8 protein-coding genes are annotated in these 11,475 nt (G+C 72.9%); 5 read left to right on the top strand and 3 right to left on the bottom strand.

From position 1 onward, the window contains the following. The first annotated feature begins 2 nt into the window (after positions 1-2). Together KBB57_RS07940 and KBB57_RS07935 are read left to right on the top strand one after the other, a co-directional pair. A complete protein-coding gene (locus tag KBB57_RS07940; RefSeq protein WP_290748416.1) occupies positions 3-1,439 on the top strand; it encodes an NAD(P)(+) transhydrogenase (Re/Si-specific) subunit beta in 1,437 nt (478 codons plus the stop codon). Between the two features lie 498 nt (positions 1,440-1,937). After that, positions 1,938-2,906, top strand: coding sequence for a formylglycine-generating enzyme family protein (locus KBB57_RS07935; protein WP_290748414.1), 969 nt, complete (start codon positions 1,938-1,940; stop codon positions 2,904-2,906). A 198-nt stretch (positions 2,907-3,104) separates the two neighbouring features. On the opposite strand, the gene KBB57_RS07930 is transcribed toward KBB57_RS07935, so the two are convergent. Both KBB57_RS07930 and KBB57_RS07925 read right to left on the bottom strand, forming a co-directional pair. Next, a complete protein-coding gene (locus KBB57_RS07930) occupies positions 3,105-4,406 on the bottom strand; it encodes a hypothetical protein (RefSeq protein ID WP_290748411.1) in 1,302 nt (433 codons plus the stop codon). A 102-nt stretch (positions 4,407-4,508) separates the two neighbouring features. Further along, positions 4,509-6,305, bottom strand: coding sequence for an IlvD/Edd family dehydratase (locus tag KBB57_RS07925; RefSeq protein WP_290748408.1), 1,797 nt, complete (start codon positions 6,303-6,305; stop codon positions 4,509-4,511). Positions 6,306-6,517: 212 nt separating this feature from the next. Between KBB57_RS07925 and KBB57_RS07920 the strand changes: the two genes are divergently transcribed. Further along, positions 6,518-6,910 (top strand): DUF305 domain-containing protein, encoded by a 393-nt coding sequence (locus KBB57_RS07920; RefSeq protein ID WP_290748405.1) that lies wholly within the window; start codon positions 6,518-6,520, stop codon positions 6,908-6,910. A gap of 182 nt (positions 6,911-7,092) precedes the next feature. Here KBB57_RS07920 and KBB57_RS07915 read toward each other — a convergent pair whose 3' ends face one another. After that, positions 7,093-8,448: a hypothetical protein gene (locus KBB57_RS07915; protein ID WP_290748403.1), complete on the bottom strand. Its 1,356-nt coding sequence runs from the start codon at positions 8,446-8,448 to the stop codon at positions 7,093-7,095. Positions 8,449-8,664: 216 nt separating this feature from the next. Here KBB57_RS07915 and KBB57_RS07910 point away from each other — a divergent pair, with 216 nt between their 5' ends. Both KBB57_RS07910 and KBB57_RS07905 read left to right on the top strand, forming a co-directional pair. Beyond that, positions 8,665-10,074, top strand: a complete 1,410-nt coding sequence (locus tag KBB57_RS07910; protein ID WP_290748402.1) for an FAD-binding oxidoreductase — start codon at positions 8,665-8,667, stop codon at positions 10,072-10,074. Positions 10,075-10,176: 102 nt separating this feature from the next. Next, positions 10,177-11,061, top strand: a complete 885-nt coding sequence (locus KBB57_RS07905) for a DMT family transporter (RefSeq protein ID WP_290748400.1) — start codon at positions 10,177-10,179, stop codon at positions 11,059-11,061. Positions 11,062-11,475 lie beyond the last annotated feature (414 nt).

Here is an 11,475-nt window from a genome sequence, read left to right as displayed (position 1 = left end):
ACATGCATCACGGTCTGGTCACGGCCGCCTACATCGCGGCGGCGGTCCTCTTCATCCTCGCGCTCGGCGGGCTCTCCAACCAGGAGAAGGCCAAGCGCGCCATCTGGTTCGGCATCGTCGGCATGGCGCTGGCGGTCATCGCCACCATCCTCGGCGGGGGCTCGGGCGGCGTCTGGATCATGCTCGTCATGATCGCGATCGGCGGCGCCGTCGGCGCGGTCGTCGCGCAGCGGGTGCAGATGACGCAGATGCCGGAGCTGGTGGCGGGCTTCCACAGCCTCGTCGGCCTCGCGGCGGTGTTCATCGGGCTCAACGCCGACTTCGAGGCGGCCCGCGCCGCCCGCGCGGTCGCCGACGGCACGGTCGACCAGCTGCACGGCTTCGCCGCCACGCTGGCGCACAAGGCCCCGGTCGAGCTCTCGATCATGCGGGTCGAGGTGTTCCTCGGCATCCTGATCGGCGCGATCACCTTCACCGGCTCGATCGTCGCCTACGGCAAGCTGGCCGGGAAGGTGCAGTCGAAGGCGCTGACCCTGCCCGGCCGGCACGCGATCAACATCGGCGCCGGGCTCGTCTGCCTGCTGCTCGGCATCCTCTACTTCAGCGGCGCCGGGGTCTGGACGATGATCCTCGTCGCGATCATCGCCGGGGCGATCGGCTGGCACCTGATCATGGCGATCGGCGGCGCCGACATGCCGGTGGTGATCTCGATGCTGAACAGCTACTCGGGCTGGGCGGCGGCGGCGATCGGCTTCACGCTGTCGAACAACCTGCTGATCGTCACCGGCGCGCTGGTCGGCTCCTCGGGCGCCATCCTCTCCTACATCATGTGCCGGGCGATGAACCGGAACTTCATCAGCGTCATCCTCGGCGGCTTCGGCGGCGCGAGCGGCCCGGCGCAGGAGATCGAGGGCGAGATGGTGGCGATCGACGTCGACGGCGTCGCCGCGATGCTCGACGACGCCGAGAGCGTCATCATCGTGCCCGGCTACGGCATGGCGGTGGCGCAGGCGCAGCAATCGGTCTCCGAGCTGGTGCGCCGGCTGCGGGCGAAGAAGAAGGAGGTCCGCTTCGGCATCCACCCGGTCGCGGGGCGCCTGCCGGGCCACATGAACGTGCTGCTCGCCGAGGCGAAGGTGCCCTACGACATCGTCATGGAGATGGACGAGATCAACGACGACTTCCCCTCCACCGACGTCGCCATAGTCATCGGCTCGAACGACATCGTGAACCCGGCGGCGCAGGAGGACCCGAACTCGCCGATCGCCGGGATGCCGGTGCTCGAGGTGTGGAAGGCGAAGAACGTGCTGGTGCTGAAGCGCGGGCAGGGCACGGGCTACTCGGGCATCGAGAATCCGCTGTTCTACAAGGAGAACGCGCGGATGTTCTACGGCGACGCCAAGAAGTCGCTCGACGAGCTGCTGACCAGGCTGCACTGACGGGGGGGGTCGGGCCGAGGGGGGCATCGAGCCCCCCTCGGCCCGGCGCGCGAAGGCGCGCGCTGAAGGTGGCTCGGGTTCACCAGGGAACATGGCCCGAGCCTGCTCCCCGGAGCCACCGCCGCGTTGATTGATGCCGGGGGCACGGCGGCATGAGTCGTCAAGGACGCCTGCGGCGCCGGCGCCAGCGCCGGTAAATCCTTGACGACTCACGCCGCCGCACCCCTTTCCGGCATCAACGCGACGGTGGCTCCGGGGAACAGGCTCTTGCGGGCGCCGTGTTCCCGGGGGCCAGGTCGGGCGGCGCGGCGTGGCCATGCCCGCAGCCCTCGCCTCCGAGCGGAGGGGCGGCTCGACAAGGTTCAGGATGAGCAGGTCCGGCGCCGATCGGCCACGCCGCGCCGGGCGCCGACGCGCCGCCCGGGTCGCTTGCGTCCGGGGCGGGCGGCGGGCATGGATGGCCGATCTGGCGGGCGGCGACGGGCGCGGGAGGGCGGCATGGGCAGGATGGACCGGGGAGGCCGCGCCGCGGCGCCGCGGCAGGGGCTGACGCCGCTGCGGCGCATCCCGGCGGGCGAGTTCCTGATGGGCTCGGACCGGCACTATTCCGAGGAGGCGCCGGCGCATCGGGTGCGCCTCGACGCCTTCTCGATCGAGGAGACCACGGTCACCAACCGCCAGTTCGCCGCCTTCGTGGCGGCGACGCGCTATCGCACGGTGGCGGAGCGGCAGCTCGATCCGCGGCTCTATCCGGGCGCCGACCCGGCGACGCTGGTCCCGGGAAGCCTCGTTTTCCGGATGACCGCGGGGCCGGTCGACACGCGGGACTTCCGCAACTGGTGGTTCTGGACGCCGGGGGCCTGCTGGCGCCGGCCGGAGGGGCCGGGATCCGGGCTCGACGGGCGCGAGGAGCACCCGGTGGTGCATGTCGCCTTCGAGGACGCCGAGGCCTACGCCGGCTGGGCGGGCCGGGCGTTGCCTACGGAAGCGGAATGGGAATATGCCGCGCGGGGCGGGCTCGACGGGGCGGAGTTCGCCTGGGGCGACGAGCTTGCGCCCGGGGGCGTGCATGTCGCCAACACCTGGCAGGGGGCCTTTCCCTGGCAGAACCTGCTCGAGGACGGGTTTGCGCGGACCTGTCCGGTGCGGGCGTTTCCGGCGAACGGGTATGGGCTTCACGAGGTATGCGGGAACGTCTGGGAGTGGACGACGGACTGGTATGCGGCCGGTCACGAGGGCGAGGGCGGGTGCTGCCATGTCGAGAACCCGCGGGGGCCGGGGGTGGCGGGGAGCTACGATCCGGGGCAGCCGGCGGTGCGGATTCCGCGCAAGGTGCTGAAAGGCGGGTCCTTTCTGTGCGCGCCGTCCTATTGCCGCCGCTACCGGCCGGCGGCGCGGCATCCGCAGATGGTCGATACCGGGATGAGCCATCTCGGCTTCCGCTGCGTGACGCGCAAGGCGGGATGACCGGCTTCCCGCTCGGGGCCTGCCACCCCCTTGGGACGGCAGGAAAAACCCGGGCTGGAATGGGGCTGGAATCCGGCTGGAATGCGGCTTGCCCCTTTTTAACCGGACGCTAACGCGGGGCGACGCGGGTTGAAGGCGCGCGGAAGCCGGCTTGCGCTTCCTTGACCGGCGGCGCCCGCGTCGTCCGGGCCCGGGCGATCAGCCGTCCGCGCCCGCGGCCTCGGCTCCGGCCGGCGCGTCCACCACGCGCGCGGCGCAGGCTGCGGCGTCGCTGCCGCCCTCGTAGCGCGCATAGTTCGCGATCAGGAACGCCGCCGTGGCGCGGCTCAACGACTGGTCCTTGATCAGGGAGTCGAGGATGCCGAGGTATTCGTCCCGGCACGTATAGACGGGCCGCCCTACGGCGTTGAACTGCACGATGCTCTTCAGAAAATCGGGATTTATCTCGCCGGATTTGCCGTTCGATTCGTATGCCGAGACGCTCCGGTAGCTGGGAGCCTGATCGCAGTCATCATCCTTGTAGGCTGACTGATCCTTTATCTCCGTTATACTATCACCGTACTTGTATCTGTTGATCTTGAAACTTACGCCCCTCGGCAGCGTCGTCGTAGAGTTGTAGCTGCCGCTAAGGGCAAGGTCGGCCTTGATCGGAGAGAAGAACACGTCGAACTTCGCCTGCACTGTCCCGTCCATACCGGCCGAGAACTTGATCTCCTCATTGCAATCCTTGGTGGTGATCAGCCTGAATTTGATCGCCTCGAACACCTTGTCGCGGACGGCCTCGTCCGTGATGCTTTCGTCACTCTTGATGGCGGACACGACATCATCGAGCCTGCTCGCGATCGAGTACTCCTCGAAGGCGTCCCGGAAGGAGGCGCTGGTCATCTGGCCCATGTCGACCACCGCAAAGCTTTCGGCAGGGACCGCGACCGTTTCGTCCTTTACGTAGCGGGCGGCGCCGACCTTGTCCCTGCCGACGATCAGCCGGATGTCGTCGCCCTGCATGGGCTCGAAATAGAACACCTCCGACGGCGAGATCGAGGTCGGACCGTAGACGGGGACATTCAGGTCCAACCCGGTCTGAGCGATGGCGATGGACGGAGTCTCGCCCCGGGCGGCGCTCCGCCGGATTTCGCCCTCGTCGCTGAAGTAGGCGTTGATCACGCTCTCGTCGTAGTAGTGGGTGCCGTCGGTGCGCACGAACAGGAGGAGGCCGTCCTCGGTCAGGACGAGCCCCCAGTTCCGCCCGCGCGAATCCCGGGCGCCGGACTTGAACAGCAGCATCCGGGTGCCTGCCGGGATGTAGGCGGAACGCTCGGTCATCGTCACCGAGGAGGGGGTCACCTCGGCCACGCGGCCGAGGCCGCTCTTGGCTATCCGGGGACCGACGATCTCGAGAGATCGGCCGTGGACGATGCGTTCCTCCGCCTGCGCGCCGGCCGGCGGCGCTGCGGAGACGACGCCGAACGCCAGAAAGACGGACAGGAGGATCGAGCGCATGCGCACCCCCCGCGGCTTGCGTGGCGGAAGGCTACCATGGCGGAACGCGCCGCCGCAACGCTCCCGTTCCGGAGGCGGCTGCGGCGCAGGGTCCCGCGTTCGTCAGTGGTTGTCGCGGGGGATGCCCATGGTCTGGGCGATGCGGCGATACTTCACGGCCGGCTCCAGCACCGCGCCGGTCTCGAGCTCGCCGACGAGGGCGCGCTGGATCTCCTGCCACGGCGTCTGGTTGTCCGGGTAGCGGTAGCCGCCGGCCGCCTCCAGCCGCTCGCGGCGGGCGGCGAGCTCCGCCTCGGGGACGAGGAGGTCGAGCCGGCCCTCGTTGAGGTCGAGCACCACCCGGTCGCCGGTCTCGATCAGCGCGAGCCCGCCCATCGACGCCGCCTCGGGCGAGGCGTTGAGGATCGAGGGCGAGCCGGAGGTCCCCGACTGCCGCCCGTCGCCGACGCAGACGAGGCTCGCCACCCCGCGCTTCAGCAGGTATTCCGGCGCGCGCATGTTCACCACCTCGGCCGCGCCGGGATAGCCCTTGGGCCCGGCGCCGCGCATGAAGAGCATGGTGTCCTCGTCGATCCCGAGCGCGGGGTCGTCGATGCGGTGGTGATAGTCCTCCGGCCCGTCGAACACCACCGCGCGGCCCTCGAAGCGGTTGGGGCTCGCCGGGTTCGACAGGTAGCGGTCGCGGAACTCCTTCGAGATCACGCTCATCTTCATCACGGCGGAGTGGAATACGTTGCCCGTCAGCACCTTGAATCCGGCCCGCTCGCGCAGCGGCCGGTCGTAAGGGCGGATGACGTTCTCGTCGACGATCACCGCGCCGCGGTAGCACTCGCCCACGGTCCTGCCGCTCGCCGTCATCGCGCTCTCGTCGATCTCGCCCGCCGCGATCAGCTGGCCGAAGACCGCCGGCACGCCGCCGGCGTGGTAGTAGTCCTCGCCGAGATATTCGCCCGCCGGCTGGAGGTTGACGAGGAGCGGGATACGCTCGCCGTGCTCCTCCCAGTCCTCGATGGAGAGCTCGACCCCGAGGTGGCGCGCGATGGCGTTGAGGTGGATCGGCGCGTTGGTCGAGCCGCCGATCGCCGAGTTGACCTTGATCGCGTTGAGGAAGGCGCCGCGGGTCATGATGTCGGAGGGCTTCAGGTCCTCGCGCACCATGTCGACGATGCGCAACCCCGTCCGCCACGCCATCTCCTGCCGGTCGCGGTAGGGCGCGGGGATCGCCGCGCCGCCGGGCAGCTCCATCCCCAGCGCCTCGGCGAGCGAGTTCATCGTCGTCGCCGTGCCCATGGTGTTGCAGTAGCCGGTCGAGGGGGCCGAGGAGGCCACGAGGTCGAGGAAGCCCGCGTAGTCGATCTCGCCGCGGGCCATCATCTCGCGGGCCTTCCAGACGATGGTGCCCGAGCCGGTGCGCTCGCCGCGGAACCAGCCGTTGAGCATCGGCCCGACCGAGAGCGCGATCGCCGGCAGGTTCACCGTGGCGGCGGCCATCAAGAGCGCCGGCGTGGTCTTGTCGCAGCCGACCGTCAGCACGACGCCGTCGATCGGGTAGCCGTAGAGCAGCTCGACGAGGCCGAGATAGGCGAGGTTGCGGTCGAGCCCCGCCGTCGGGCGCTTGCCGGTCTCCTGGATCGGGTGGACGGGGAATTCCATCACGAGGCCGCCGGCGTCGCGGATGCCGTCGCGCACGCGCTTGGCGAGGTCGAGGTGGTGGCGGTTGCAGGGCGAGAGGTCGGAGCCGGTCTGGGCGATGCCGATGATCGGCTTGCCCGATTGCAGCTCCTCGCGGCTGATGCCGTAGTTGAGGTAGCGCTCCAGGTAGAGCGCCGTCATGTCCGGGTTGCCGGGGTTGTCGAACCACGCGCGCGAACGGAGCGGACGGGCGGGCGTGTCGGTCATGGCGGCGGTTCCTTCCCCGGGGCTGGACTTTTGACCTTGGTATGGAGCCGCCGGCCGGGGCTTGGCAAGCGACCTGTGCAAACGTTTCTTCACATGGGGGCGTTTCGGAGGCGGGGGTTTCCCCGGGCGTCGGCGGTCTCGCGACGGGGCGCTTGACCTTCCAGCGGCTGGAAGCCCCATCTCCGGGCGAGACGCCAAGCAGGAGTGACCCGATGCGCACCGCCCTCGCCCTCGCCGCCCTCGCCGCCGTGCTCGCCGCGCCGGCGCTCGCCACCCATGTCGCCGGGCACATGGCCATGGCGCCGGCCCATGCCGGCCACGGCGCGCCGGCCGCCGACGAGGGGCCGGCGGTCGCCGCCTATCGCGCGGCCAACGTGCGGATGCATGCGGCGATGGAGATCGACTATGCCGGCGACGCCGACGTCGACTTCGCCACCGCGATGATCCCGCATCATCAGGGGGCGCTCGACATGGCGCGGGTGGCGCTCGAGTACGGCGACGATCCGGAGATCCGGGCGATCGCGCAGGACGTCGTCACGGCGCAGGAGGCGGAGATCGCCGTTCTGGAGGCCTGGCTCGCCGCCCACGGCCCCGTGTCGAGGTGACGATTCGGTCCGCCTCGGGGCTCGGGGAACTGCCCGGGGATCTCGCTGGGCGCGACGCGGGCTGATCAGCTCTCCTTGTCTTCGCCTCGCCCGGAAACCCGCTTTCCGCCCGATGCTCCCCTGAGAATGTCGCCGGGACAGGCGCCGGGGCAGGGGCCGGAGACGCGAGCTGTCCGGGGCCCCTACCGCGCGGCCGGGCTCGCGGCGGCGACGGCGCGCTGGAAGGGAGTGGCGTCGACGCGGCGGGCGATCTCGGCGAGCATGTCGCGGTAGGCCGGGCTGTCGACCTCGCCGAAGCGGGCGCGGAACTCGGCCTCGGACAGGCCGCGCGGCAGGTCGGAGACGTCGGGCATCACGTCGCTCTCGTCCGAGATCAGCGCCAGCATCGCCGGCCATTCGTCCGCCGGCGCGGCGAGGAAGGCGGCGGCGAGGCGGGCCCCGGCGAGGTTGGCCGCCATGTCGTCGAAGCTGAAGCCGGTGCCGCCGGCGCCGCTGTCGAGGATCTCCTTGACCTCGCCGACGCCGAAGGCCGCCGCGCCGCCGCCCTCGGCGTAGAGCCCCGCCGAGACGAGGAAATGCCGGCGCAGGTCGGTGCGGCGGGCGAGGGTGGTGCCCTCGCAATGGTTGCCCTCGCCGCGCATCTGCGGGCGGAGGGTCACGCCGACGGCGGTCCCGATCGCCGGCTCGCCGCAGTAGATGGCGAGCGCGAGGAAGCCGGCGGAGAGGCGGTCGCGGTCGGGGACGTCGGCCCAGCGCCGGCGCATCGCCTCGGCGCGGGTGACCACCGCCTCGACGTAGGGGAGCACCGAGCCGTGGCGCGGCAGGGCGCCCTCGTCGCCGCCCTTGTCGAGCCACCAGAGCTGGGCGAACACCGGGCCGTTCTCTCCGCTGCCGAAGTCGAGGCGGGCGCGCAGCCGGTCGACCAGCGCGCTGCGGGTCGCCGGGTCGAGGCCGAAGGCGACGTCGACGCGGCCGTCCGCAGCGGTGAGGCCGACGATCCCCGCCATCGCCTCGCGCCCGATGCCGTGCAGGCCGAGCGTCCGGTCGGCCGCCTCGGCCAGCGCCCGCTCGACCAGCGCCGGCGGCAGCGGCAGGCGGCCGAGGCGGGCGCGGGTGACGCTGAGCCCCTGCGGGCCGGCGGCGAGGTCGAGGCGGAGGTTGGCCCAGAAGGGCGCCGGCAGGTTCGGCGGCCCGAGCGACAGGGTGAGCCCGACGTCCTCGCCGCCGTCGAGCCGGGCCGCCGCCGCGGCGCCGGGCAGCAGGCGGCCGGCGGCGGCGAGGAGGGCGTCGACCTCGGCCGCGGCGAGCGACAGGCGGCCGTCGGCGCCGCCGCTCTCGACGAAGGCCTGCAGGGTCTGGCCGGCGGTCAGCGCGGCGCGGGCGCCGGCGGCGTCCGGGGCGGCGAGCGGCGCGCGCGGGCGGGTCTCGACGGCGAGCGCGAGAACGACGACAAGCGTGAGGAGAATTGCCCCGAGGACGAGCAGCGCCGGGCGTCGGCGCGGGCGCGCCGGGGCGCGATCTACAAGAGGACTCGACATGACCTCGCACTCGTGCCGCGCTCGCCGTCGCCGCGCAAGCCCCGGAGGCGCACGTTCGCGCGACGCTCGCGCGGTCTGGTTAGCGGCGGCGGCGCGGGCGGGCCGGCGGAGCGTCCGCGTCGCGGGTCCGGGCAGGGGAGGCGCGGCGGCGAGCGGCGCAGCGCGGGCGGGCCGCGATGCGAGCGGCACGGCCGCGCGGGTGCGGGCAGGGGAGGGATGGCGGTGAGCGGCGCGGCGCGGGAGGCGCTGGCCGGGGAGTTTCCCGGCGGCGTGGTCGTCGAGGCGGAGGCGATGGCCCCGCATCTCGTCGACTGGTTCGGGCTGGCGCGCGGGGCGGCGCTGGCGGTGCTGCGGCCGCGCGACGTCGCGGAGGTGCAGGCGATGGTCCGCGCCTGCGGGCGGCTGGGGCTCGGGGTGGTGCCGCAGGGCGGCGCGACCGGGCTGGTCGGCGGCGCGCTGCCGGACGACGCGGAGCGCCAGGTCGTGCTGAGCCTCGGGCGGCTCAACCGCATCCGCCGGCTCGATCCGGACGACTATTCCTGCGTCGCCGAGGCGGGCTGCGTGTTGCAGGCGGTCAAGGACGCCGTGGCGGAGCGCGACCTGTTCCTGCCGCTGTCGCTCGGGGCGCAGGGCACGGCGCAGATCGGCGGGGTGATCTCGACGAACGCCGGGGGCATCAACGTGCTGCGCTACGGGATGATGCGCGAGCAGGTGCTGGGGCTCGAGGTGGTGCTCGCCGACGGCACGCTGTGGAACGGGCTCAACACGCTGCGCAAGAACAACATGGGGCCCGACCTGAAGCAGCTCTTCGTCGGGGCCGAGGGCGGCTTCGGCGTCATCACCGCGGCGGCGCTGCGCCTCGTGCCGCGGCCGACGGCGCGGGCGGCGGCGCTGGTCGGGCTGCCCGACCTGCCGGCGGTGGCGCGGGCCTTCCACCTGGCGCGGCGGCTCTGCTCGGACCTGCTCTCCGCCTTCGAGTTCCTGACGCCCGTGGCCATGGCGATCGCGCGGGAGGCCTCGGTCAACCCGCCGGCGCTGGCCGGGGATTGCGGGGCCTACGTGCTGGTCGAGCTCGCCGCGCCGGGGCCGGTCGATCTCGACGCGCTGCTCGAGGGCTTCCTCGAGGCGGCGATGGCCGAGGGGGTGGTCGCCGACGGAATCCTCGCCGCGAGCGGGGCGCAGGCCGACCGGATCTGGGCGCTGCGCGAGGCGGTGAACGAGGGGCAGGCGCGCCGCGGGGTGTTCCTGCGCTCCGACGTCTCGGTGCCGCTCTCGGCGCTCCCCGCCTTCGTCGGCCGCGCCTGCGCGGCGATCGAGGCGGCGATGCCGGAGGTGTTCGCGGTCGCCTACGGCCATTTCGGCGACGGCAACGTCCATCTCAACGTGCTGCCGCGCACGCCGATGGACCCGGCCGCCTGGAAGCCCGTGGAGGCGCGGGCCAAGGCGATCCTCAACGCCGAGGTCGACGCCTTCGCCGGCTCGATCAGCGCCGAGCATGGCGTCGGCCGCCTCAAGCGCGCCGACTTCGAGGCCCGGCTCGACCCGGAGAAGCGCGCGCTCCTCCTCGGCCTGAAGCGGATGCTCGACCCCGAGGGCCGGATGAACCCGGGCTCGCAGCTCGGCTGACCCGGGACGCCCCACAGCGGGACATGGGTCAACTACAGGATCTGAAGGGATAAAAGTGTTGACGACGCCGTTATCCACAGGCTCGCGCCGCGGGCCCCGGCCATGACCGCGCCGCCGGGCGCCCGTCGCCTCGGGGTCGCCGTCGCGCTCCTCGGGATGCTGCTCTTCGCGCTCAACGACGTGATGGGCAAGTGGCTGGTCGCCACCTATTCCGTCGGGCAGGTCGTGCTCTTGCGGAGCGTCGCGGCGCTCCTCGTCCTCGCCCCGGTGCTCTGGACCCGCGGCGTCCGCCTCTGGCCGCTGGAGCGGCCGAAGGTGCAGTTCTTCCGCGTCGCCGCCTCGACGCTGGAGGTCTGGTGCTTCTACTACGCGGTCGCCTCGCTGCCGCTCGCCGACGTGATGACCTACTGGCTCGCCGGGCCGATCTACGTCGCCGCCGCCGCGCCGCTCGTCCTCGGCGAGCGGGTCGGGCCGTGGCGCTGGGCGGCGATCCTCGTCGGCTTCGCCGGCGTGGTCGTGGCGCTGCGGCCGGGGGCGCAGAGCCTCGACCTGCCGGTCCTCGTCTCGCTCTTCGGCTCGGCGATGTTCGCCTTCATGGTGCTCGGCGCGCGGATGCTGCGGGCCACGCCGGACGGGGCGCTGGTGTTCTGGCAGATCGTCGGCGCGCTCGTGGCCGGGCTCGTCACCGCCTGGGACGGCTGGGCGCCGCCGACGCCGCGGGACGCGGGCCTGCTCGCGCTCCTCGGGGTCGTCGCCATGGTGGCGCACCTGCTGATCGCCCGCTCGCTGAAGCTCGCCGACGCCGCCACCATCGCGCCGCTGCAATACACGCTGCTGCTCTGGGCGATCCTCTTCGGCTGGCTGGTGTTCGCCGAGGTTCCGGAGCGCGCCGTCCTCGCCGGCGCGGCGCTGATCACCGCCTCGGGCCTCGTCATCTGGCTGCGCGAGAGCCGCGCCCGCCGGCCGCCACGGCCCCGCCGGGCGTGAGGCAGGCGACGCGGGGGCCGGGCCGACCTCGGGAGCGCGCCGCCGCGGCCCCCGGACCGGCTTGACGTGCGCGCTGCCGGCGCGGCCGGGCGCGCGTGCCGCCGGGCCGGAACGACCGGCCTGCGCGCGGGCCGCCGCGGCGTCCCGCCTGGCCCGATGCGCCTGCCGCCACGGCGGTCCGACGGGCACGGCGCGCATGTCGCCGGGGCGTTTCCAACAGGCCCCACGCGGCGCGCCGCGTGGGGCGCCCGGACGGACCTGACGCGCGCGCCGACGGGGCGGCCCGACAGGCCCCACGCGGCGTGCCGCCGGGGCGGCCCGCCGGGCCCGACGCGCGCGCCGCCGGGGCGGCCCGCGACGGGCTTGACCGCGGCCGCGGGCGCGGCTCCCATGGGCGGCCGGCCGCGAGGCCGC

Origin of the sequence: Amaricoccus sp. (assembly GCF_017993425.1) — a bacterium.
In the GTDB taxonomy this organism is placed as follows: Bacteria; Pseudomonadota; Alphaproteobacteria; order Rhodobacterales; family Rhodobacteraceae; genus Amaricoccus.
The sequence above is the reverse complement of the archived record's forward strand: the minus strand, read 5'-3'. Positions and strand labels throughout refer to the sequence as shown.

What these genes read in the sequence shown, in the direction of transcription:
- KBB57_RS07915 (WP_290748403.1), bottom strand. Translation starts at nt 8,448, where the DNA reads ATGTCGAGTCCTCTTGTAGATCGCGCCCCGGCGCGCCCGCGCCGACGC.
- KBB57_RS07905 (WP_290748400.1), top strand. Translation starts at nt 10,177, where the DNA reads ATGACCGCGCCGCCGGGCGCCCGTCGCCTCGGGGTCGCCGTCGCGCTC.
- KBB57_RS07925 (WP_290748408.1), bottom strand. Translation starts at nt 6,305, where the DNA reads ATGACCGACACGCCCGCCCGTCCGCTCCGTTCGCGCGCGTGGTTCGAC.
- KBB57_RS07910 (WP_290748402.1), top strand. Translation starts at nt 8,665, where the DNA reads ATGGCGGTGAGCGGCGCGGCGCGGGAGGCGCTGGCCGGGGAGTTTCCC.
- KBB57_RS07920 (WP_290748405.1), top strand. Translation starts at nt 6,518, where the DNA reads ATGCGCACCGCCCTCGCCCTCGCCGCCCTCGCCGCCGTGCTCGCCGCG.
- KBB57_RS07930 (WP_290748411.1), bottom strand. Translation starts at nt 4,406, where the DNA reads ATGCGCTCGATCCTCCTGTCCGTCTTTCTGGCGTTCGGCGTCGTCTCC.
- KBB57_RS07940 (WP_290748416.1), top strand. Translation starts at nt 3, where the DNA reads ATGCATCACGGTCTGGTCACGGCCGCCTACATCGCGGCGGCGGTCCTC.
- KBB57_RS07935 (WP_290748414.1), top strand. Translation starts at nt 1,938, where the DNA reads ATGGGCAGGATGGACCGGGGAGGCCGCGCCGCGGCGCCGCGGCAGGGG.